The sequence below is a fragment of the Dactylosporangium sp. NBC_01737 genome (assembly GCF_035963215.1).
In the GTDB taxonomy this organism is placed as follows: domain Bacteria; phylum Actinomycetota; class Actinomycetes; order Mycobacteriales; family Micromonosporaceae; genus Dactylosporangium.
Genome location: NZ_CP109153.1, coordinates 3,978,099 through 3,999,681 on the forward strand (window position 1 = coordinate 3,978,099; position 21,583 = coordinate 3,999,681).

A 21,583-nucleotide genomic window follows, 5' to 3' on the forward strand; every position below is an offset into this window, starting at 1 on the left:
GTTACACACGTGGACATGGAGACGCTGCTGCACGACTTCTTCCGGGCCGTGTCGTTCGAGCCCGGCGAACGCCCGCACTACGACGCGATCCGGGACCTGTTCGTGCCGGAGGGACTGCTGGTCAAGGCCGTCGGCGCACCTGACGTGGCGACCGTGGACGCGTTCATCGCTCCTCGGCTGGCGCTGGTCGAGTCAGGGGCGCTGACGCGGTTCCACGAGTCGGAGCTGTCCGGGGAGACCACTGCGTTCGGCAACGTCGCGCAGCGCTGGTCGGTGTACGACAAGCGGGGCGTGCAGGACGGGGTGGCCTTCGCGGCTGTCGGCCGGATCTCCACGCAGTTCGTCCGCACGCCATCGGGATGGCGGATCACCTCGATGGCGTGGGACGACGAACGCTGAACTTCTGCAGCTTCTGCTTCTGCCGGACTTCTGGAGCTTCTGCTTCTGCCGGTCGGCGACGTTCGGAGCTTCTGCCGGTCGGCGACGTTCAGAGCTTCTGCAGGGCGGCGCGCAGGCGGGTGAGGGTGCGGTCGCGGCCGAGGACCTCCAGGGACTCGAACAGCGGCAGCCCCACCGAACGGCCGGTGACCGCGACCCGGATCGGGGCCTGCGCCTTGCCGAGCTTCAGCCCCCGCTCGGCGCCGACGGCCTCCAGGGTCGACTTCAGCGACTCCGCGTCCCACGCCGCCGTCTCGAACGCGGTGACCGCCGCGCCGAGGAGGTCGGCGGCGCCGTCCTTCATCGCCTTCGCCCAGGCGGCCTCGTCGACGATCGGCTCGGCGAGGAACACGAAGTCGACGTTGGGCACGATCTCGGCGAGCAGGGCGATGCGGGTCTGCGCGTGCGGGGCGAGGGCGTCGAACACCTTCGGGTCGTAGTCGGCCGGGTCCCACGGGGGAGCGGCGACGGGGGTCCCGCCGGGCGCGACCGGGGTGCCGGTCAGCCACGGCCGGCACGCCTCCGCGAACGCGTCCGGCGACAGCGCGCGGATGTACTCCCCGTTGAACGCACGGAGCTTCTTCTCGTCGAAGAACGCCGGCGACGGGTTGACCTCCTCGAGCCGGAACTCGTCCTCGATGACCGACCACGGCACGATCTCGCGGTCGTTGGACGGGGCCCAGCCGAGCAGCATCAGGTAGTTGCGCATCGCCTCGGCGAGGTAGCCCTCGTCGCGGTACTGCTCCAGGGCGACCTTGTCGCGGCGCTTCGACAGCTTCTGGCGCTTCTCGTTGACCACCACGGGCACGTGCGCCCACACCGGCGGGGTGCGGCCCAGCGCCGCCCACAGCAGCTGCTGCTTAGGCGTGTTGGGCAGGTGCTCCTCGGCGCGGATGACGTGGGTGATGCCCATCGTCATGTCGTCCACGACGTTGGCGAGCAGGAACACCGCGGAGCCGTCGGCGCGGGCGATGACGAAGTCCTCGATGAGCTTGTTGTCGAACGTGGGCTCGCCGCGGACCAGGTCGACCACGACGGTCGAGCCCTCGTCGGGGGCGCGGAAGCGCAGCGCGCGGCCCTCGCCGGGGCCGAGCATGCGGTCGCGGCAGAAGCCGTCGTAGCCGCGGAACTGGGCGCCCGAACGCTCCTGGACCTGCTCGCGGGTGCAGTCGCAGTAGTACGCCTTGCCGGCGATGTAGAGCTCGTGCGCGGCGGCGGAGTGCGCCTCCGCGTAGGCCGACTGGAAGTAGGGACCCTCATAGGTCTGCGGGGCGATGCCGATCCACGCGAGGGCGTTGATGATGCCCTCGGTCCACTCCGGACGGTTGCGCGCGGCGTCGGTGTCCTCGATCCGCAGCACGAACACCCCGCCCTGCTGCTTGGCGTAGATCCAGTTCTGCAGGGCCGAACGGGCACCGCCGACGTGGAACATCCCGGTCGGGGAGGGGGCGAAACGCACGCGAACCGTCACACCTCCAGACTAGTGGCTGTGATTTTCGAGGTCATCCGGGATTACGATGCCCTGCTCCAGGGCGTCGGCGCGGGCCGCTTCCAGCAGCCGCTCCAGCACCGTCTCCAGCATGAGCAGGGTCTCGTCGTCGAGGCGGGCGAGCAGCCGCTGCTGCGCCCGGTTGCCGCTGTCCATGATCTCGGTCAGCACCTCACGCCCGGCGGGTGACAGGTGGATGCGGCGGATCCGGCGGTCGTGGGGGTCCTCGGTGCGGGTCACGTAGCCGGGCGCGACGAGGCGGTCGACGATGCCGGACAGCGTGGCCAACGTCACGCCGAGGTGCCGGGTCAGCTCCTGGGAGGGGATCCCGTCGTGCCGGCTGAGCAGAATTAGCACCTTGAGCTGCTGCATCGTGAGGTTTACTGAGAAAATCCGGTTGGTCCGGTCGTAGGCGAACAGGGTGCGCAGACGCTGCTCGGCCGTCATCACGCGCAGCAGCAGCGCTTCCCTGAGAGTCGTCACAGGAATGTTTTACTCCCTGGAAAAACTTTGCGCGAGGCGAACGGTTAGCATCACACGAACTAACGTCTGTCTTAGCCGATCGGAAGAAGACTCCAGACATGTCGTTCCTCGCCCGGCTCAGTTTGGCGAACCGGGGGCTGGTCGCGATCATCGCGATCGTCGTCCTGGGCTTCGGCGCCATTGCCATCCCGTCACTGAAACAACAGCTCATCCCGTCGATCGACTTCCCCGCCGCGTTCGTGCTGGCGCCCTACCCGGGCGTGTCACCGGACATCGTCGAGGAGCAGGTCACCACGCCGATCGAGAACGCCCTGCAGGGCGTGCCCGGTCTCACCGACATCACCTCCACCACGCGTGAAGGTGTCGCGACGGTCCAGGTGTCCTTCGAGTTCGGCTCGTCCATCGACGACATCACCAACAAGATCCAGACCGCGATCAACCGGATCAAGTCGACGCTGCCGTCGACCGTCGAGCCGCAGGTCATCGCCGGCTCGACCGACGACCTGCCGGCCGTGGTGCTCGCCGCCAGCAAGTCCGGCGACCAGGTCGCGTTCGCACAGCAGCTCGACGCCATCGTCGTGCCCGCGCTGCAGGGGATCGAGGGCGTCCGCGCCGTCGAGGTCACCGGCGCGGCGACGCAGGACGTGGAGATCACGCTCGACCCGGCGAAGGCCTTCCCGGCCGGGGTCAACGCCCAGTCGGTGACCGCCGCGCTGAAGTCCAACGGCGTGTCGTTCCCCGCCGGCACCCTGACCGAGGGCGACCGCTCCCTCGCGGTGCAGGTCGGTGGCACCCTCAGCACCCTCGAGGACCTCAAGGGCCTCAACGTCACCCCGACGGCGAAGCTCGGCGACGTCGCGAAGGTCGAGCTCAAGACCGCCGACACCACGTCGATCACCCGCACCAACGGCAAGCCCAGCCTCGGCATCGCGGTCACCGCGTCGCCCGACGGCAACGCGGTGAAGATCAGCCACGAGGTGCAGGACAAGCTCGACGACCTGAAGAAGGAGCTCGGCGGCGACGCCGCGATCACCTCGGTCTTCGACCAGGCGCCGTTCGTGGAGAAGTCCATCAAGGGCCTCAGCACCGAGGGCGCCCTCGGCCTGCTCTTCGCCGTCCTGGTGATCCTCATCTTCCTGACATCGCTGCGCTCGACGATCGTCACAGCGGTGTCGATCCCGCTGTCGGTCGTCGTCGCCCTGATCGGCCTGTGGGTCGGCGACTACTCGCTGAACCTGCTCACCCTCGGCGCGCTCACCATCGCCGTCGGCCGGGTCGTCGACGACTCCATCGTCGTGCTCGAGAACATCAAACGACATCTGGAGTACGGCGAGGAGAAACGCCAGGCGATCCTCACCGGCGTCCGCGAGGTCACCAGCGCCGTCGTCGCCTCCACCCTGACCACGGTCGCGGTGTTCCTCCCGATCGGTCTCGTCGGCGGCTTCGCCGGGCAGCTGTTCCGCCCGTTCGCGATCACCATCACCGTGGCGCTGCTCGCGTCGCTGCTGGTGTCGCTGACCGTCGTGCCCGTCCTCGCGTACTGGTTCCTGCGCCCGCCGAAGCAGGTCGGCGCCCTGGAGCGTGAGGCGATCCTCGCCAAGGCGCTGGACAAGGAGGAGCGCAGCCGCCTCCAGCGCACCTACGTGCCGGTCATCTCCTGGGTCACCCGCAGCCGCGGTACCCGCTGGATCACCGTCGGCCTGAGCATCCTCGTGTTCTTCGTGACGATCGGCCTGGCCGGCCTGCTCAAGACCAACTTCATCGACCAGAGCGGCCAGACGGAGTTCTCCATCTCGCAGGAGCTGCCGGTCGGCTCCAGCCTCGCCGTCACCGACGCCGCCGCGAAGAAGGTCGAGGACCTCCTCGGCGCCCGCGGCGACATCGAGTCCTACCAGGTCACCGTCGGCGCCTCGGCCGGCTTCGGCTTCGCCGGCGCCCAGTCGGGCAACACGTCCAACTTCTCGGTCACCGCGAAGGAGGACGCCGACGTCGACAAGGTCATCGAGCAGCTGCGCCAGCAGGTCACCGACCAGGCCGCGTTCGGCACCGTGAAGATCGCCGCCGGCGGCGGGGGCGGCGGCTCCACCGACCAGCTCGAGGTCGTCGTCAAGGCCAACAACACCGACGACCTGGCCACCGCGGCCAAGCTGGCGCAGGAGGCGATGACCGGCACCCCCGGGATCGCCGACGTGGAGAGCAACCTCTCGGCCAGCAACCCGCGCGTCGACGTGAAGGTCAAGCGTGACGTCGCCGCGAAGTACGGACTGTCCGACGCGGCGGTCGGCGGCATCGTCAGCGCCGCCTACCGCGGGCAGAACCTCGCCCAGCTCACCGTCGACGGCCAGCAGCGCGACCTGATCCTGCGCTCCGGCCCGCCCCCGGCGACCCTGGCGGCCTTGAAGGCCCTCGCCATCCCGGTCCAGGGCGCGACGACGCCGTTCGTCCGGCTCGACCAGGTCGCCGACGTCAAGGAGGGTGCCGGCCCGATCGCCATCACCCGCATCGACGGCAACCGCAGCGCCTCGGTCACCGGCCGGTCCACCGGCTCCGACCTGGGCACGGTCTCCGCCGACCTGCAGAAGAAGCTCGACAAGCTGACCCTGCCGGCAGGCGCGACCGTCACCCTCGGCGGCGTCACCCAGGACCAGCAGGAAGCGTTCGCGCAGCTCGGCCTGGCCATGCTCGCCGCCATCGCGATCGTCTTCATCATCATGGTGGCGACGTTCCGCAGCATCGCCCAGCCGTTCATCCTGCTGGTGTCGATCCCGTTCGCCGCGACCGGCGCGATCCTGCTCCTGCTCGCGACGAACACCCCACTCGGCCTGCCCGCGATGATCGGCGTCCTGATGCTCATCGGCATCGTCGTCACCAACGCGATCGTGCTGATGGACCTCATCAACCAGTACCGGGAGGGCGGCATGCCCGTCCGCCAGGCGGTCATCGAAGGCGGCCGGCACCGGCTCCGCCCGATCCTCATGACGGCCGTCGCGACGATCTGCGCCCTCGCCCCCATGGCGATCGGCCTCACCGGCGAGGGCGGCTTCATCTCCCAGCCCCTGGCCATCGTCGTCATCGGCGGCCTGGTCAGCTCAACCCTGCTGACCCTGGTCCTGGTGCCCACGCTGTACACGATGATCGAGGGCGTGAAGGAGCGCCGCCGCCTCAAGCGGGAGGGCCGGCACGCCGCCGTCACCGCCCCCGAGGCCCCGGTCTCCGACGAGGACGGCGAGGGCAGGCACCGCGTCGACCCCCTCGAACCGGCACCGTCACACTGACCCGCCGGACGCATTGCCGGGCCGTCACCGGCTGGTACTACAGTCGGTGACGGCTCCGTCGGAAAATTAGGTAGCCGGCGCTACCGTAACGAAGAGCGGAAGCGCCGGTGCGGGTCCGGGCCTCAAGCGTGAGTATCGCGATTGACGTCCGATCGGCCACCTCGCGAGCTGCGGGGTGGCCGGTCGCGTTCCTGGTCACGCACGTGTGTTCGCGCCCGCGGTCGGGAAACGCGCGACGATGGTCGAGGCCCGGAAACGCGCGGTCTGGGACGCGCTCGCGGCGCGGGAACGTGCTCGCGGCTCGGGAACGTTCGGTTGCGATCGGGGCTCGGGAACGTGCTCGCGACTCGGGAACGTGCGATGGCGGTCAGGGTCCCGGAACGCGCTTGCGGGTCGGTAACGTGCGGTGGGGGCCAGGGCCTGCGAACGCGCTCGTGGATCGAGAGCGTGCGGCGGCGGTCGAGGACCGCGAACGGGCGCTCGCATCGCGCTTGCGTCGCGCTCGCTCTTGCGTTCGCGCTTGCGCGCGCCGTGGAAGTTCCGCTCGTGTCCACGTCCGCGGGTTCGTGGCAGCCCCGCGCCGCTCGCGTCCGCGCCCCCGTCCGCGCCCCCGCCCCCGTCCGCGCCCCCGCCCCCGCCCCCGCCCGCGTCCCCGCCCGCGTCCGCGCCCCGCCCCCCGCCCGCGTCCGCGGTCCCGGTCCCGGTCCCGATGCGTCAGCGGGCGAGCAGGGCCCGGATCGCCCGCACGACCTCCGTCGGCGCTTCCTCGGCCATGAAGTGCCCGCAGGTCACGGTGGTGTGCTCCAGGTCGGGTGCCCAGGCGCGCCACAACGCCGCCGCGTCGAAGCCGAGGGCGGCGCCCCAGTCCTGCTGCAGCACGCTGACCGGCATCCGCAGCGTCGTGCCCGCCGCCCGGTCGGCCTGGTCGTGCTCGACGTCGACGCCGGCCGAGGCGCGGTAGTCCGCGACGATCGACGGGACGGCGGCGCGGCTGGCGGCGAGGTACGCCTCCCGCACCGCGCCCGGGATCGCGGCCGGGTCCCGCGCCCACAGGTCGAGGAAGTAGCCGAAGAACGCGTCCGGGCTCGCGCCGATCATCGTCTCCGGCAGGCCCGGCGGCTGGGCCATCAGGTACAGGTGGAAGCCGATCGCGGCGGTCGTCCCGTGCATGACGTCCCACATGTCCAGCGTCGGCAGCACGTCGAGGGATGCCAGGTGCGTCACCGCGTCCGGATGGTCGAGGCCGGCCCGGAACGCGACGAGAGCGCCCCGGTCGTGCCCGGCCAGGGCGAACCGGTCGTGGCCCAGCGCCCGGGCGAGCGCGACCACGTCGGCGGCCATGACCCGCTTCGCGTACGCGTCGGTGCCCGCAGGTTTGCTGCTGGCACCGTACCCGCGCAGATCGGGACAAATGACAGTGTGGTCGGCGGCGAGGTCCGCTGCCACGTGCCGCCACATCAGGTGCGTCTGGGGGAAGCCGTGCAGGAGCACGACCGGCGGGCCGTCGCCGCCGACCGCGGTGTTCAGGGTCACCCCGTCGGCGACCGGGACCTGCTGGTAGTCGAAGCCGTTGATCCTCATGCGGCACAGCCTGCGCGGCGCCGATGAGTGTTCGATGAGCAGTAGATTGCTGGGGTGACCAGGTTCGGCGTGCTCGGTCCGGTGGAGGCCGAGACCGGCGCCGGGCCCGTCGCGATGCAGGGTGCCCGCCAGCGGGCCGTCCTCGCCCGGCTCGTCGTCGCCCGCGGGCGGGTCGTCCCCGTCGGTGTCCTCGTCGACGATCTGTGGCCGGAGCATCCGCCGCACGGCGCGGTCGCGGCGATCCGCACGTTCGTCGCCGACCTGCGGCGCGCGGTCGAGCCTGACCGGGCGCCCCGCCGGCCGCCGGTGCTGCTGGTGACGGAGCCGCCGGGGTACGCCCTACGCCCCGGCACCGCGGACGTCGACGCGTGGCGGTTCGAGGCGGCCGTGGACGCGACCCGGGACCTGCCGCCGGATGCCGCGCTGCCGCTGCTGGCAGAGGCGCTCGGGTGGTGGCGCGGCCCCGCGTACGCCGAGTTCGCGGCGGCGCCCTGGGCCCGCGCCGAGATCGACCGGCTCGACGAGCTGCGGGCCCTCGCGGTGGAGCGGCACGGCGGCGCTGCTCGCCCTCGGCCGGCCCGCGGACGCGGCGACCGAGCTGCAGGCGCACACGACCGCGCACCCGCTGCGGGAGACCGCCTGGCAGTCCCTGGCGCTCGCGCTGTACCGCTCCGGCCGCCAGGGCGACGCCCTCGCCGCGCTGCGCCGGGCCAGGGCGGTGCTGGTCGAGGAGCTCGGCATCGACCCGGGGCCGGCCCTGCGCGCCCTGGAGAGCGACATCCTCACCCAGTCGCCACGGCTGGACGGCGCCCCCGCCGATGCGCAACCAGCCCGATGGCCGGACCAGGGAGCGCGGTCATTGCCGGCCCAGGGCCTGCCGTCCCGGCCGTGGTCGCCGTCGCGGGCGCCGGACCTGGTGGGCCGGGACGGCGAGCTGGACCGCCTCCGGGCCGCGGCGGCGCAGGCGGTCTCCGAGGGCCGGCCCGTCCTCGCCCTCGTGTCCGGCGAACCCGGCGCCGGCAAGACCGCGCTGGTCTCGGCCCTCGCCCGCGACCTCGCTGCCGAAGGCTGGACGACGTCGTGGGGCCACGCCCCCGAACACGACGGCGCCCCGACCGTCCACCCCGACATCCTGCAACCGCCCCCCGGAGTCCGGGCCGCCGAGACCCCGGCCACCAAGACCCCGGCCCCCGAAGGCCGGCCCCCCGAAGGCAAGGCGCCCAAAGGCAGAGCCACCGAAGGCGAGGCCGCCACCGAAGGCAGGGCCACCGATGTCCCGGTCGGCGACCCCGCCACCGCCCGCTTCCGCCGCCGCCGCGCGACCGTCGAGGCGTTGAGCGCCGCGGCCCGGGCCAACCCCGTGCTGCTCATCGCCGACGACCTGCACCGCGCCGACGAGGGCACCCTCGACCTGCTCGCCGACCTGTTCGCCGAGCGCGGCCCCGCCACGGGGCCGGTGCTGCTCGCCGGTACCTTCCGCGCCACCGAGATCGGTCCGGCGCTGACCGCCGCGCTCGCCCGGTTCGCCCGCGCCGAACCAATGCGGATTCTCCTCGGCGGCCTGCCGGAGCCCGCGACCGCGACCCTCGCCCGCGCCGTCGCCGGCCGTGACCTGGACACGGCGGCGGTGCACCGGCGCACCGGCGGCAACCCGTTCTTCGTGCGGGAGCTCGCCCGGCTCGTCAAGGACGAGGGCGACGCCGCCCTGCAGACGGTGCCGGCCGGCGTACGCGACGTGCTGCGCCACCGCCTCGCCCAGCTCCCGCCGGACGCGCAGACCGCGCTGCGGCTCGCCGCCGTCCTCGGCCGCGACGTCGACCCCGACGTGCTCGCCGCCCTCGTCGCGGACCCGGCCGCCCTGGACCCGGCCGTCGACGCCGGGTTCCTCACCGACGGCGGGCTGCGCTTCACCCACGTGCTGACCCGCGACACCATCTACGGCGACCTGTCCGCCCTGCGCCGCCGCGCCTGGCACGCCGACGCGGGGCTCGCGCTCGCCCGCGTCCACCCCGCCGACGTCGGGTCCCTCGCCCACCACTTCGGCCAGGCCGGCCCCGGCCACGCGGCCGCGGCGGCCCGCTACGCCCGCGCCGCCGCCGTCCAGGCCGAACGCCGCGGCGACCCGCACGAGGCCGCCCGGTACTGGCGCCAGGCCGGCGACGACCCCGGAGCGCTGATGGGGTTGTCCCGCGCCCTCGCCGTCACCGGGCACATGGCGGAGTCCCGCCGCCTGCGTGCCGCCGTCGCCCCCGACCCCGCCGCCCTCACCACCTTCGACGTCCCCGCCGTCTGGCCCCGCAACGACGACGAGCACCTGTCCGGGCTTCTCGTCGAGGCGGCGACCCGCGCCCTCGCCGGCCCGCTCGACGAGCCGCACCGGGGCCGGCTCCTGAGCACCCTCGCGCTGGAACTGCGCGGCACCACCACCCACCGCGGCCTGCTCGCGGCGATCGTGGCGGAGCGCATCGCCCGGACCACGGGGGACCCGCTGCAGCTGGCGCTCGCCCTGAACGCCCGCTACATCCACACGTTCCACCGGCCCGGGCTGGCACCTGCCCGCGCCGCCGTCGGCGCCGAGCTCACCGACCTGGGCGCCCGCCACGACCTGGTCACGTTCGAGGTCCTCGGGCACCTGATCCAGCTGCAGTCCGCCGCCGCCCTCGGCGACCTGACCCTCGCGGGGACGCACGCCACCGCCGCCGACACCCTCGCCGCACGGTACGACCTGCCCCTGGTCGGCGTGTTCACCGCGTTGTACGCCGCACTGCGGCAACCCTCGGAGCCCGCGTACCGTGCCGCGCACGCCGGCCTGGCCCGCGCCGACATGCCCGGCATGGCCGACGGCCTGCTGAGCCTGTCCCTGTTCAGCCTCGGCATCCACGCCGGCGGCGGCTGGGGCCCCTACGAGCCGTGGGTCCGCCCGCTGCTCCTGCTGCGCGCCGACCGGCCGGGCGAGGCGCTGGCCGCCCTGCGCGCGTTGGCCCCGTCGCCGCACGACGCGCTGCTGGAGGCACGCCTGTGCCTGGCCGCCCAGGCCGCGGTGGCACTGGACGACCGGCCCACGATGCGCACCCTGCACGCGGCCCTGCTCCCCGCCGCCGCCGAGCACGCCGGCGCCCAGTCCGGCGTGCTCACGTTCGGTCCGGTCGCGGAGTACCTCGACGCGCTGGCATGACCCGCCGGGCCCGGCGGGTCAGAGACGGGACGGCGGCGGCCCGCTCCGCGTGGCAGGATCTGCGCAACGCCGCAGAGCTGGAGGTTCGGGTGGGTGCGTCAGGGTGGGACTATCTGGTCCCGTTCCACGAGAGTGTGGCCGTCACGCTCCAACGTCTCCGGGCCGGCGTGCTCGCCGAGGGCGACTACTACTGGCCGGACGGCAGGGACCGGCCGAAGCCGGCGACGGAGGACGAGCTGTGGGCCGACGAGTCGGTCCGCGAGAGCATGACGCACTCGATCCTGGACATCTTCCAGGTGGGCACCGGCGATCCCGCGGACCGGCGGGCGTTCGGCAGGACGTTCGAGGTGACGGACGCCGAATGCGCCCGGTTCTTCGGCACGGCCCGCCCGACCGCGGACGACCTGGCCCGGCTGGAGCCCGACCCGCCGGAGGCCCTCAACCCCCTGCTCACCGACCGCGGCGTCGGGCGTCACCTGATCGTCTACGCCGACGGCGGGCCCGATCAGATCTACTTCTTCGGCTGCTCCGGAGACTGACCCGGGGCGCGGGAAACGACGGGAGGCCACGATGTCGACGCGCCTGGAGGACTACGACGGTGCGTGGCAGCTGCTGGGTGAGGTCGTCTACGAGCCCGACTGGTACCTGCTGAGCGTCCCCGCCGAGGCGCACGCCGGGCTCGTCGCGCTGGTCGAGGCGTCCGGGGTGGTGTTCAAGGCGGCGGCCCGCCCGCACATCTCGGTCATGAAGGGCGAGGCGCCGAGCCGGAACGCGGCGGACTGGGGCACCGCGTTCGTCGGCGAGCAGGTCACGTTCCGCGTGTCGCCGGTCGTGAAGGACGAGAACGGGCTGCACCTGTGGGTCGACTGCCACAGCGGCCGGCTGTGCGAGATGCGGGAGCACTTCGGGCTGACCACGCTGCGGCGCGAGGACGGCGCGTACCTGGTCAACTTCCACCTGACGGTCGGCCGGCGCAAGCAGGCCGTGCAGCCCAGCCACCGGCGGCCGCAGCTGCGCCTGTCGCCGCAGAGCCACATCGACGTCGGGACCGGCATGCAGCACCTATGACGGGTAGCGGGCGAGGGCGGCCCGCAGGTCCTCGGGAAGCGGCTCGCCGGGCACGTCGGCCAGCCAGCTGTCCCGGTGCGCGGCGACGTGGGCGCGCAGGCGGGGATCGCCGGTCGACGCGGCGATCGCGTACAGGGCCTCGTGCACGTTGTACGCCAGGTCCTCGTCCACGGGCGAGTCGAGTACCTCCAGCAGCGGCCGGACGGCCCTGAGGTCGCCGCGGACCGCCAGGCCGTGGATCGCCTCGGCGCGCGTCTCCAGGTCCGGGTCGTCGACGCGGGCGACCAGCGCTGCGCGCAGCGCGGGGAAGTCCTCGGTGCTCTGGCGGGCCAGGCCGAACGTCGCCCAGTCGCGGACTTTGTCGTCCGGGTCGGCCGACAGGACGATGAGCACGTCCAGGGCGGCCCGGTCGGGCAGGCCCAGCATCCCGAACACGACCCCGTACCGCACCTCGGGGTCGGCGTGCGCGATGTGGCGGCGCAGCGGCTCGATGCCGCGGGGATCCTTGCGGTGCCCGAACGCGACGGCGATGGCATGCAGCACCGCGGGGTCCCGTTCCCCGGTCACGGCATCGAGCAGGAGGCGCACCGGTTCGTGCAGCGCGTCGCCGGCGAGCTGGGAGAGGATGTCCGCGGCGAGGGCCCGGCCGGCCGCCGCGTCGCCGCCCAGCAGCGGGGCCGCGGCGTCGAGGGCGTCCCGGCCGCCGTGGCGGTGCAGGTGCCAGACGATGTCCCAGCGGCGGTCCTCGTCGCCGGCGGTGTCCGCCTGGCACGCCGCAACGACCAGGTCCGCCACCCGCATGCGGTCATCGTCGCGGGACGCGAGCGGCGCGGGCAACGCGTTTACCGCGTCACGGCTGCTTGTGCGGGCACTGGTGCAGGGGCCGCCGGGGGATGCGGGCGGCCGGCGGATCGACACGAGCCGGGCCGGGCGCAGCACCGGCTGCTTCGCCGACAGCGGCGCGGCGGCGGAGGTCGCGGTGCGGGACACCGCGGCCAGGTGCGAGGAGAGCGCGGCGTGCAGCAGCGTCGGCGACTGGTGGGGCACCGCCGTCGAGCGACGGTTGCCGCCGGCGTACGACGAAGCCCCCGCCGAAGGTGACGGGCTGTAGCTGCGCTGCGCCGGGATCCGCCGGGTGGCCGGGATCGCGTCCAGCGGCGCCCGGGCCGGGGCCGGCTCGTCCTTCTCCGGCCTGGTGACCACGAACGCGACGACGGCCGCCACGATGACCGGGACCAGGTAGAGCAGGGCTCCGGCGTATTGCTCGGTCACGACGACTCCCAACGCTGCGCACAACTGACCTGCGCAACGCTACGGATTGCCCCGCATCGACGATGTCATCCGGTCGGTCCGCCCTGCAAGTCCGGGCGGGGTGCAGCTGAGGTGCAAACCTCCTGGAACCACGCGAATGACCGGCGCCGCGTCCGCTCCTGGGTCGCGAAGTCGACGTGCACGAGGCCGAAGCGCTGCTCGTACCCCTCGGCCCACTCGAAGTTGTCCAGCAGCGACCAGGCGCAGTAGCCGCGCACGTCGACACCCGCCGCGATCGCCTCGCGGACCGCGTCGAGGTGGCCGGCGTGGTAGTCGATGCGGAACTGGTCGTCGACCGGCGCGTAGGAGCAGCCACTCTCCGTGATCCAGATCGGCGGGAGCTTCGCACCGTACGTGTCGCGCAGCGTCACCAGCAGGTCCCGCAGCGCCGACGGCACGACGGGCCAGCCGAAGTCGGTCGTCGGGTAGCCGGTGATGTCGAGGCGGCTGAACGGCAGGTCCTCACCGGGCAGCGGGGCGCTGATGAGGCTCGGGTTGTAGTAGTTGACGCCGAGCGCGTCGATCGGCTGGGAGATGACCTGCAGGTCGCCTTCGAGCACGATCGAGTCGATGTCGGCGGTGCTGAGCGCCTCGACGACCGGCGGGTACGCGCCGAGCAGGATCGGGTCGGTGAAGAGCCGGTTCTGCACCAGGTCGTAGAACATGGCGGACATCTGGTCGTCCTCGGCGTCGCTCTTCGGCCACACCGGCGAGTAGTTGTTGGCGAGGGTGATCGGCGCGGCCGACACCCGGCGCAGCGCGGACACGGCGAGGCCGTGGCCGAGCAGCTGGTGGTGGATGACCGGCAGCAGGTCCATGCCGAGCTGCTGGCCGGGGGCATGGATGCCCAGGACGTGACCGAGCACCAGGTGGATGTACGGCTCGTTCAGCGTCACCCAGAGCTTCACCCGGTCGCCGAGGGCCTCGCCGACGAGCTCCGCGTACTCGCCGAAGCGCATCGCCGTGTCGCGGTTGCCCCAGCCGCCCTGGTCCTGCAGCGCCTGCGGCAGGTCCCAGTGGAACAGCGTCACGAGCGGGTCGATGCCGCGGGCGAGCATGCCGTCGACGAGCCGGTCGTAGAACGCGACGCCGGCGGCGTTGGCGGGGCCGGCGCCGGTCGGCTGGATGCGGGACCAGGCGACCGAGAACCGGTACGCGGTGGCGCCGAGCTCCTGGATCAGGTCGAGGTCGGACTCCCACCGGTGGTAGTGGTCGCAGGCGACATCGCCGGTGGCGCCGCCCCGGGTCGTGCCGGGGGTGCGGCTGAACGTGTCCCAGATCGACGGGCCGCGGCCGTCCTCGTCCGCGGCGCCCTCGATCTGGTACGCGGCGGTCGAGACACCGAACTGGAACCCTGTTGGAAAGTCCGACATGATCGCACGCTACCGGCTCACGGCGCGGCGCGGTACCGGCTCACGGTGTGGTGCGGTACCGCGCCAGCGTCCGGCGCAGCGCCACCCCGAGCCGGTCGGCGCGCACGTGCAGCTCGTCGCGGTGGCGCAGCGGCAGGCCCGGCAGCGTCATCGTGGCCTGCAGGGCCAGGTCCTCGGCGAGGACGGCCTCCTCGAACGCGACCTCCCGCGCCACCACGTCCGGCCCGGGGTCGGCGACGCCGCCGATGCCGTGCAGCAGCATCTTGGTGTAGATGCGGGTGCTGGTCAGGGTCTCCGGCTGGGCGAAGAACAGGATGGTCTTCACCGCGCCCGCGTCGAGCTCCTCCAGGCGCAGCATCAGCTGGAACGGGGCGCGATGCACGTAGGTGGCGCGCCGGCGTTGCCGGGCCGGCCGGATCCCGGCGGCGACCCCCGGGTCCTCCGGGTTGTCGAACCACTGCTCCTGCACGCTGCGGCAGCCGTCGTCGCCGGTGTCCATGGTGTACGGGGCGACGACGCGCTCCTCCCCGGCGCCGAACGTGCCCGCGTGCACGAACGGGAAGTGCGCGACGTCGAGGAAGTTGTCGGCGACGATCCCGGCGCTCACATTCGTGCGGGCCGGTGGGAGCCACGCGCCGACGTACGCGGCGTCCTCGGTGTCGGGGTCGTCGAACAGCGCCACGAGCGGGGCCGCCGGGGCGACCCACACCAGGCCCCACCGCACGGCGGTCGCGTGCGGGGCGGGCTCCACCCGTACACCGTCCGCCGCGACGGACACGTCGAGCTCCTCGCCGAGGAGGGTGGCGCGGCACGGCAGCTCCGACAGCAGGGCCACCGGGTGCCAGGCACGGGCCAGCCCGGGGTCCACGTTGGACAGCACGCCGACCGGCGCCGGGGCCGTGACGTCCTCGCGGCGGACCCACACCTCCCCGGCGTCCTCGCGGACCGCGGGGCCTTCCGGCAGCGCCGCCCGCGGCGGGACGGCGGTGCCCGGCGGGTTGGACGGGATCGCGACGCAGGCACCGCCCGGGTCGAACTCCCAGCCGTGGTAGGAGCAGCGCAGCACCCCACCGGCGAACGTCCCGGCGGACAGCGGGACGAGCCGGTGCGGGCACCGGTCCGCGAACGCGACCACCGGCCCGCCCGGCTCCGGCCGCAGCAGCACCAGCGGCGCGCCCGCGACGGTCACGGCGAGTGGTTGCGCCGACACCTGCGCGGAGCTCGCGACCCGGACCCAGTTCACGCCCGCCAGTCTCGGGCAGTATGGGGTGCATGGCACACGAGATCCCAACCGTCGAGCTCGGCCCGGGGGTGCAGCTGCCGACGATCGGCTTCGGCACCTGGCAGATCACCGGCTCCTCGGCGTACGAGTCGACCCGCACCGCGCTGGACGTCGGCTACCGGCACATCGACACCGCCACCATGTACGGCAACGAGGAGGAGATCGGCAGGGCGCTGCGCGACAGCGGCGTGGACCGCTCGGAGGTCTTCATCACCACGAAGCTCCCGCCGTCGCAGTCCGGCCTGGAGCGCCAGACGATCGAGGCGAGCCTCAAGGCCCTCGGCGTCGACTTCGTCGACCTGTGGCTCATCCACTGGCCGCCGTCGCGGGCGAAGTCGGTGCCGACCTGGGAGGCGTTCCAGGCGGCCCGCGACGCCGGCCTGACCCGCTCGATCGGCGTCAGCAACTACGACGCGGCGCTGATCGACCAGCTCATCAAGGACACCGGTGACGTCCCCGTCGTCAACCAGGTCGCGTGGAGCCCCGCGCAGCACGACGAGCGGTTCCTCGCCGACATGCGCGACCGCCGGGTCGTCGTGGAGGGCTACAGCTCGCTGAAGAACACGCCCCTGGAGGACCCGCGGCTGGTCGCGATCGCCGCGGCGCACGACGTGACGGTGCCGCAGGTGGTGCTGCGCTGGCAGCTGCACCACGACATCGTCATCATCCCGAAGTCGACCCGCCGGGAGCGGATGATCGAGAACCTGTCGGTGCTGGAGTTCTCGCTGTCGGCGGAGGAGCTGGAGACCATCAGCTCCCTGTGACGCCCGGTCTGCCGGGTCCCGGCCCCTGGTGACGGCCCGGTCTGCCGGGTCTCAGCTTCTGGTGATGGCCCGGTCCACGCGCGCCCGCCAGCCCCCGTCGCGGGGCTGGCGGCGCAGCTTCGCCAGGGCCTCGACCGCGCCGGTCACCAGCTCGGGGAAGTCGGGGTCCGGCCCCTTCTGGATGAGAAACGCAAGCCCGTTGGAGTTGCTGACGGCCCACCCGGTACGCCGCCCCAGCCGGTGCGCCGCGTCCGCGCCGTGCGCCGTGACCAGCTGGATGTCGAACGGGAACCGCACCTCACCGCCGTCGCGGGTCACCACGATCCGCGCCTGCGCCAGGGCGTCGTCCCGGTTGAACAGCGCCCGCCACCAGCGCAGCCGCGGCGCCTCCACGACCACCTCGACGCCCTCACCGTGCTCACCCGGGTCACGGGCGTCCGCGACCGCACGGACCAGGTCGACCACCTTCGCGGTGTCCGACCGGCGGAACGGCACCCAACTGTCCACGCCGACATCTTCGCGCACCCGCCGCCTCCCGTGATCAGCTCGTCGGCCGTTCAGCCGGGCAGAACGTCCGCACCCTCCCGCCGCCCGCTCGTCGGGTCCACCCGTGGCGCCGCTCCGCGACCCGCCCAGGCAACCACCCCACGGCGAAGATGCCGACCCATGCGCAACCCCGACGGCGCCCCTTCGGGGAGCAACCCCCGACGAGACCAAGTCGATCCAACGCTCAGGCTGGTGACCCGTGTGCGCAGCGCAGCGGAGCATGGGGGGGCCGCGGGGTGGGAACCCCCTGCTGGGGAGCAGGCGAAGCCTGCGCGAGGAATCCGGACCGGAACGGCGAACGCCCCCTGCGTGAGCAGGGGGCGTTCACCGGTCCGGTGGGCACGGTTGGGTTCGAACCAACGACCCCCCGCTTGTAAGGCGGGTGCTCTTCCACTGAGCTACGCGCCCCGAACTGCTGTCACGGCGACGCGAACCCGGGTACCCAGGATGCTACCTGCCGCGCCTCATCCGCCCCAGTCGGTACCGGATGTGTATCAGCTCTGCAACGATGCGATCGCGTTGCGCCAGGCGTCCTGGTCGCGGGCCTGGCCTGGGGCGTGCTGCTCGGCGAACCGGACGATGCCGGCGGTGTCGATGAGGAACGTGCCGCGGTTGGCGAAGCCGCGGGTCTCGTTGAAGACGCCGTACGCCTGGGCGACCGCGCCGTGCGGCCAGAAGTCCGACAGGAGAGGGAAGTCATAGCCTTCGCGCTCGGCCCAGACCTTGTGCGCGTACGGGGAGTCGACGCTCACCGTGAGCACCTGCAGGGTGTCGGACTGGAAGTCGCCGATGTTGTCGCGGACGGAGCAGAGTTCGCCCTGGCAGGTGCCGGTGAAGGCGAGCGGGTAGAAGACCAGGAGCACCGCTTTGCGCCCGCGGAAATCCGACAGACGGACCTCCTGGTTGTTCTGGTCCTTGAGTACGAAGTCCGGCGCCTCACCGCCGACGTCCACCGTCATGGGCACGAGCATGCCAGGTGTCGTACCGGGGGCCTACACTCGCCCGCATGGCTGCCGGTCCGCGTCTGGGCATCGACTTCGGGACCTCCCATACCGTTGCGCTGCTGGCGTGGCCGGATGGGCGGGTCCGCCCCTTGCTGTTCGACGGTTCGCCGTTGCTGCCGTCGTGCGTCTATGCGCAGCCCGACGGGCAGGTTCTCGTGGGCCGCGACGCGGTGCACGCCGCGCGGGTCGACCCGGCCAGGTTCGAGGCGAGCCCGAAGCGGCGGATCGACGACGGCACGGTGCTGCTCGGCGACCGGGAGTTCACGGTCCCGGCGCTGATCGGGGCGGTGCTGTCACACGTCGCGTCGGAGGCACGGCGGGTCGCCGGTGGGCAGGTCGGCGCGGTGACGCTGACGCACCCGGCGGCGTGGGGCGTGTCACGGCGGCTGGCGCTCGTCGAGGGCGCGACGATCGCGGGGCTGCCGCAGCCGGCACTCATGCCGGAGCCGGTTGCCGCCGCGCACTATTTCGCCGGGGTACTGCAGAAGCCTCTGACCGCCGAGCAGGGTCTGCTCGTGTATGACTTCGGCGGCGGCACCTTCGACGCGAGTGTCGTGACCCGCGCGGGTGAGGGGTTCGACGTGCGGGCCGTCGACGGCATCGACGACCTGGGCGGCATCGACCTCGACGCGCTGATCGTCGACTACGCGAAGCGGAAGCTGGAGGACCCGCCGGTCTGGGCGCGGCTGGAGAGCCCGCAGACCACCGAGGACCGCCGGCACCGGCGGCTGCTGTGGGACGACGCCCGCGTGGCGAAGGAGATGCTGTCGCGGACCCCGTCGACGGGGCTGCACGTGCCGATCGCGGCCGCCGACGTCGACGTCACCCGTGAGGCGTTCGAGGACCTGGCCCGGCCGATGCTGGAGCAGACCGTGCGCACCACGGCCGCCGTCGTCCGCTGGGCCGGGCTGGACAACAGCAAGCTCGCCGGGTTGTTCCTGGTCGGCGGTTCGAGCCGGATCCCGATGGTGGCGACGCTGCTGCAGAAGGAGCTCGGGGTCGCACCGACGATCATCGAACAGCCCGAGATGGTGGTCGCCGAGGGCAGCCTCCGCGCCTGGGTCAACGTCGGCGTCCCGCCCGGCGACGGCCAGCAGCACGCCGTCCCGGCCGCCGGTCAGGGCCAGCCCGGGGGAGGCCAGCCCGGGGGAGGCCAGCCCGGGGGAGGCCAGCCTGGAGGAGGCCAGGCCGGAGGAGGCCAGGCCGGAGCGTTCGCGGCCGGGGCCGCCGCCGCGGGAGCGGCCGGCGCGGTCTACGGCGCCGGCGGACCGGCAGCGGCCGCGGGCGCCCAGGGGATCCCGGCAGGCCAGGTCGCGCAGGCGGCGGCGTTCCAGCAGGGGACCGGCACACCGCCCGGCGGTGTCGCACCCGTGAGTGCCGTGCCGATGAGCGCGCCACCCGTGAGCAGCCCCCCGATGAGCGGACCGCCGATGAGCAGCCCGCCCATGAGTGGACCGCCGATGAGCGGGCCGCCGATGAGCGGGCCGCCCATGAGTGCGCCGCCGATGGGTGGCCACCAGATGGGTGGCCAGCCGATGAGCGCGCCACCGGCGAGCAACGCGCCGGTCAGCGCGCCGCCGCCGGTGAGCGGCGGGCCCGGCTACCCGGCCGGTGCCCCGGTGAGTCCCGGGTTCGGCGACGCCGAGGCGACCCAGCGGATCCGTCCGATGACCCCGCCCGCCGGGCCGCAGGCACACCGCGGCGCGCCGCAGGCGGGCCACCAGCAGGCCTACCAGCAGGGTCACGCGCCGGTCCAGCCGCCGCAGCCGCCGCGGTTCGTGCCGCCGCCGCAGCAGTTGCCGCCGCAGCAGCCGGCGTACGTGTCGCCGTCGCTGACGCCCATGAACTATGCGCCGCCGATCCCGCGCGAGGAGCCGCTGCCACCGCCGGCCCCGCGGCGCAGCGTGGCGATCCCGTTCCTGGTCGGCATCCTGGTCCTCGCGCTGGCGCTCGCCGGCTACGTGGTCTACAAGGAGGTCGGCAACAAGACCGACAACACCGCCGGCCAGGATCCCTCGACGTCGACGACCACGGCGTCCGGGCCCACGCCCACGTCGACCAGCCAGGTGCTGGAGATCCCCGCGAGGCCGCGGGAGGACCGCCCGTCGTGGCTGCCCAGCAACTGGAAGCTGTTCCAGCAGCGTGGCCTGCACGAGCTCTGGGTCACGCAGGACGAGTCCGAGGGCGGCCGCTGCGACGCGACCGACAGCGCGCTGCACGTCGTGACGGATCGGCAGGGCCTGACCGGCTGCACGCTGAAGGACCCGCTGAACGTGTCGATGGCCGACGTCGGGATCGAGGCGAAGGTGCACCGCGAGAGCGGCTGCGCGGGGATCTGGGCACGGACCGGCGACAAGGGGTACACGGTCGGCGTCTGCGACGGCGTGGTCCGGCTGCACGCCCTGGGTGACTTCGCGCCCAGCCAGGACAACGAGCTGGCCTCGTGGCCCGTGAAGGTCACCGGCGACCCCTACGTGGCCCTGGTGGTCATCAGCAACGAGGTGTCGGTGTACGTCAACGGCACGAAGCTCGGCACGAAGACCCACGACCTGATCAGGCGCGGCCGGGTCAACCTCGGGGCGTTCACCCCCGGGGACCCCGCCGACGTCACCTTCTCGGAGGTGCGGGTCTGGCAGCCCCCGTCCAGCTCGGGCGGCGGCAACCCGACCACCGCGCCGAGCCCGTCGAAGACCACCTCGACCAGCCCGACGGCGACCCCGTCCTGGAAGCCGACGTCGACCCGCTCGTCGACCTGACACCGGTCCTCTTGCCGTGATCACGGAGGAGGGCCGTGCGCCGGCAGGCGAGCTTCGCCGCGGGGCGGTTGCGTGCCCGCCCAGCCACCGGCTCTGATCACGGAACTTCGCAGGGTGCCGGGCGCCACCGGAGCTCCGTGATCAGGGCATCGGGCGCCATTGCAGCGCTCAGCCTCCGTGGCCGGCGCGCGAAGCGGATGCGATGTCGGCCTGGTGCCGGTCGCTCGCGGCAGGAACCGCGCCGGGTGCGCCCGGACCGCCACCGGGCCGGCGCCCGGGAGGTTCCGTGATCATCGCGACGAGCCCGCACGCCATCCGGCACCCGGCCCGGACGGTGCCAGGGGTGCGCCGTCCCGGTGGTGACCGGAGGCTCGTAGCGGCAATGCCGCAGATGTGCGCAGAAAGCATCGGCCCGAGCACCTCGCCGTCGCCGGCGGGATCGGGCTGGGTCTGGCTCGCCTTCGGCTCCTCCCTCGCGGGAGCAGACGCCGGCGAGCACACCGACCGGCTGGCGACTAGCGGCGGGACCTCGCGGCGCGCGGCGCGACCAGGCGCGCCGCGGTCCAGTCCTTGCCGGCGTTGACCGTCGAGGTCTGCTGCAACCCGGCGGTGGGAGCCGACTCGTTGATATCGCTCGGCTCGACGTGCCCGGGACGGCCGGCCTTCGGGGTGAGCAGCCACACCACGCCGTTGTCCGCGAGCGGGCCCAGCGCGTCGATGAGCGTCTCGACCAGGTCACCGTCGTCGTCGCGCCACCACAGCAGCACAACGTCGACGACCTCGTCGGTCTCCTCGTCAACCAGGTCCCCGCACCGGTCGATCAGGACGTCGCGGAGATCCTGGTCGACGTCGTCGTCGTACCCCATCTCCATAACGACCATGCCCGGTTCGACGCCGAACCGGTCCGCCAGGCTCTTCACCTCGGCCTGACCCGCGGTCGCGTTCACTGTCCACTGCCTCCTGTCGCAACACCACTGTTAGCGCGTAGTCCACACAGTACGGGCCGTCAACGCAAGTGGCGCACCGATGCGATCGAAA

General features: G+C 73.0%; 16 protein-coding genes, 1 tRNA gene and 1 pseudogene. 8 read left to right on the forward strand and 10 right to left on the reverse strand.

Features of this window, described 5'->3' with window-relative positions; genetic code table 11:
• Window positions 1-15 precede the first annotated feature (15 nt).
• Window positions 16-399: a DUF4440 domain-containing protein gene (locus OHA72_RS17995; protein ID WP_327008972.1), complete on the forward strand. Its 384-nt coding sequence runs from the start codon at window positions 16-18 to the stop codon at window positions 397-399.
• Between the two features lie 88 nt (window positions 400-487).
• Here OHA72_RS17995 and gltX read toward each other — a convergent pair whose 3' ends face one another.
• Entirely contained in the window at window positions 488-1,870 is a 1,383-nt protein-coding gene (gene gltX / locus OHA72_RS18000; RefSeq protein ID WP_327011589.1) for a glutamate--tRNA ligase, read from the reverse strand.
• A 48-nt stretch (window positions 1,871-1,918) separates the two neighbouring features.
• On the reverse strand, window positions 1,919-2,410 hold the full coding sequence (locus OHA72_RS18005) for a MarR family winged helix-turn-helix transcriptional regulator (protein WP_327008973.1): 492 nt from the start codon (window positions 2,408-2,410) through the stop codon (window positions 1,919-1,921).
• Between the two features lie 98 nt (window positions 2,411-2,508).
• Between OHA72_RS18005 and OHA72_RS18010 the strand changes: the two genes are divergently transcribed.
• Window positions 2,509-5,685 carry an efflux RND transporter permease subunit gene (locus OHA72_RS18010; protein WP_327008974.1) on the forward strand — a complete coding sequence of 1,059 codons (3,177 nt, stop codon included), beginning with the start codon at window positions 2,509-2,511 and terminating at the stop codon, window positions 5,683-5,685.
• Window positions 5,686-6,399: 714 nt separating this feature from the next.
• Here the strand turns inward: OHA72_RS18010 and OHA72_RS18015 are convergent.
• Entirely contained in the window at window positions 6,400-7,482 is a 1,083-nt protein-coding gene (locus OHA72_RS18015) for an alpha/beta fold hydrolase (protein ID WP_327008975.1), read from the reverse strand.
• On the opposite strand from OHA72_RS18015, the pseudogene OHA72_RS18020 reads away from it, so the two are divergent.
• The 4 genes and pseudogenes from OHA72_RS18020 to OHA72_RS18035 all read left to right on the forward strand — a co-directional run.
• A pseudogene (locus tag OHA72_RS18020) lies at window positions 7,381-7,990 on the forward strand (AfsR/SARP family transcriptional regulator); the annotation flags it as partial. The gene OHA72_RS18015 and the pseudogene OHA72_RS18020 sit on opposite strands and share 102 nt — an antisense overlap.
• Window positions 7,991-8,182: 192 nt before the next feature.
• Window positions 8,183-10,441 carry an ATP-binding protein gene (locus tag OHA72_RS18025; RefSeq protein ID WP_327011590.1) on the forward strand — a complete coding sequence of 753 codons (2,259 nt, stop codon included), beginning with the start codon at window positions 8,183-8,185 and terminating at the stop codon, window positions 10,439-10,441.
• Window positions 10,438-10,980 (forward strand): hypothetical protein, encoded by a 543-nt coding sequence (locus tag OHA72_RS18030; protein WP_327008976.1) that lies wholly within the window; start codon window positions 10,438-10,440, stop codon window positions 10,978-10,980. The genes OHA72_RS18025 and OHA72_RS18030 overlap by 4 nt, the downstream gene beginning before the upstream one ends.
• Window positions 10,981-11,011: 31 nt before the next feature.
• A complete protein-coding gene (locus OHA72_RS18035; RefSeq protein WP_327008977.1) occupies window positions 11,012-11,509 on the forward strand; it encodes a hypothetical protein in 498 nt (165 codons plus the stop codon).
• Here the strand turns inward: OHA72_RS18035 and OHA72_RS18040 are convergent.
• The 3 genes from OHA72_RS18040 to OHA72_RS18050 form a co-directional block, all read right to left on the reverse strand.
• Window positions 11,504-12,781, reverse strand: a complete 1,278-nt coding sequence (locus tag OHA72_RS18040) for a HEAT repeat domain-containing protein (protein ID WP_327008978.1) — start codon at window positions 12,779-12,781, stop codon at window positions 11,504-11,506. The two genes, OHA72_RS18035 and OHA72_RS18040, sit on opposite strands and share 6 nt — an antisense overlap.
• Before the next feature lie 65 nt (window positions 12,782-12,846).
• Window positions 12,847-14,193: a GH1 family beta-glucosidase gene (locus OHA72_RS18045; RefSeq protein WP_327008979.1), complete on the reverse strand. Its 1,347-nt coding sequence runs from the start codon at window positions 14,191-14,193 to the stop codon at window positions 12,847-12,849.
• A gap of 40 nt (window positions 14,194-14,233) precedes the next feature.
• Window positions 14,234-15,436, reverse strand: coding sequence for a Rieske 2Fe-2S domain-containing protein (locus tag OHA72_RS18050; RefSeq protein WP_327008980.1), 1,203 nt, complete (start codon window positions 15,434-15,436; stop codon window positions 14,234-14,236).
• Window positions 15,437-15,465: 29 nt separating this feature from the next.
• On the opposite strand from OHA72_RS18050, the gene OHA72_RS18055 reads away from it, so the two are divergent.
• On the forward strand, window positions 15,466-16,239 hold the full coding sequence (locus tag OHA72_RS18055; RefSeq protein WP_327008981.1) for an aldo/keto reductase: 774 nt from the start codon (window positions 15,466-15,468) through the stop codon (window positions 16,237-16,239).
• A gap of 51 nt (window positions 16,240-16,290) precedes the next feature.
• Here OHA72_RS18055 and OHA72_RS18060 read toward each other — a convergent pair whose 3' ends face one another.
• From OHA72_RS18060 to OHA72_RS18070, 3 genes are all read right to left on the reverse strand, one after another.
• Window positions 16,291-16,746: a hypothetical protein gene (locus tag OHA72_RS18060; RefSeq protein WP_327008982.1), complete on the reverse strand. Its 456-nt coding sequence runs from the start codon at window positions 16,744-16,746 to the stop codon at window positions 16,291-16,293.
• A 375-nt stretch (window positions 16,747-17,121) separates the two neighbouring features.
• A tRNA-Val gene (locus tag OHA72_RS18065) sits at window positions 17,122-17,193 on the reverse strand.
• Window positions 17,194-17,279: 86 nt separating this feature from the next.
• Entirely contained in the window at window positions 17,280-17,744 is a 465-nt protein-coding gene (locus OHA72_RS18070; protein WP_327008983.1) for a peroxiredoxin, read from the reverse strand.
• A gap of 47 nt (window positions 17,745-17,791) precedes the next feature.
• Between OHA72_RS18070 and OHA72_RS18075 the strand changes: the two genes are divergently transcribed.
• Window positions 17,792-20,545, forward strand: a complete 2,754-nt coding sequence (locus OHA72_RS18075) for an Hsp70 family protein (protein ID WP_327008984.1) — start codon at window positions 17,792-17,794, stop codon at window positions 20,543-20,545.
• A gap of 515 nt (window positions 20,546-21,060) precedes the next feature.
• Here OHA72_RS18075 and OHA72_RS18080 read toward each other — a convergent pair.
• Entirely contained in the window at window positions 21,061-21,492 is a 432-nt protein-coding gene (locus OHA72_RS18080; RefSeq protein WP_033362448.1) for a DUF3052 domain-containing protein, read from the reverse strand.
• Window positions 21,493-21,583: the final 91 nt, after the last annotated feature.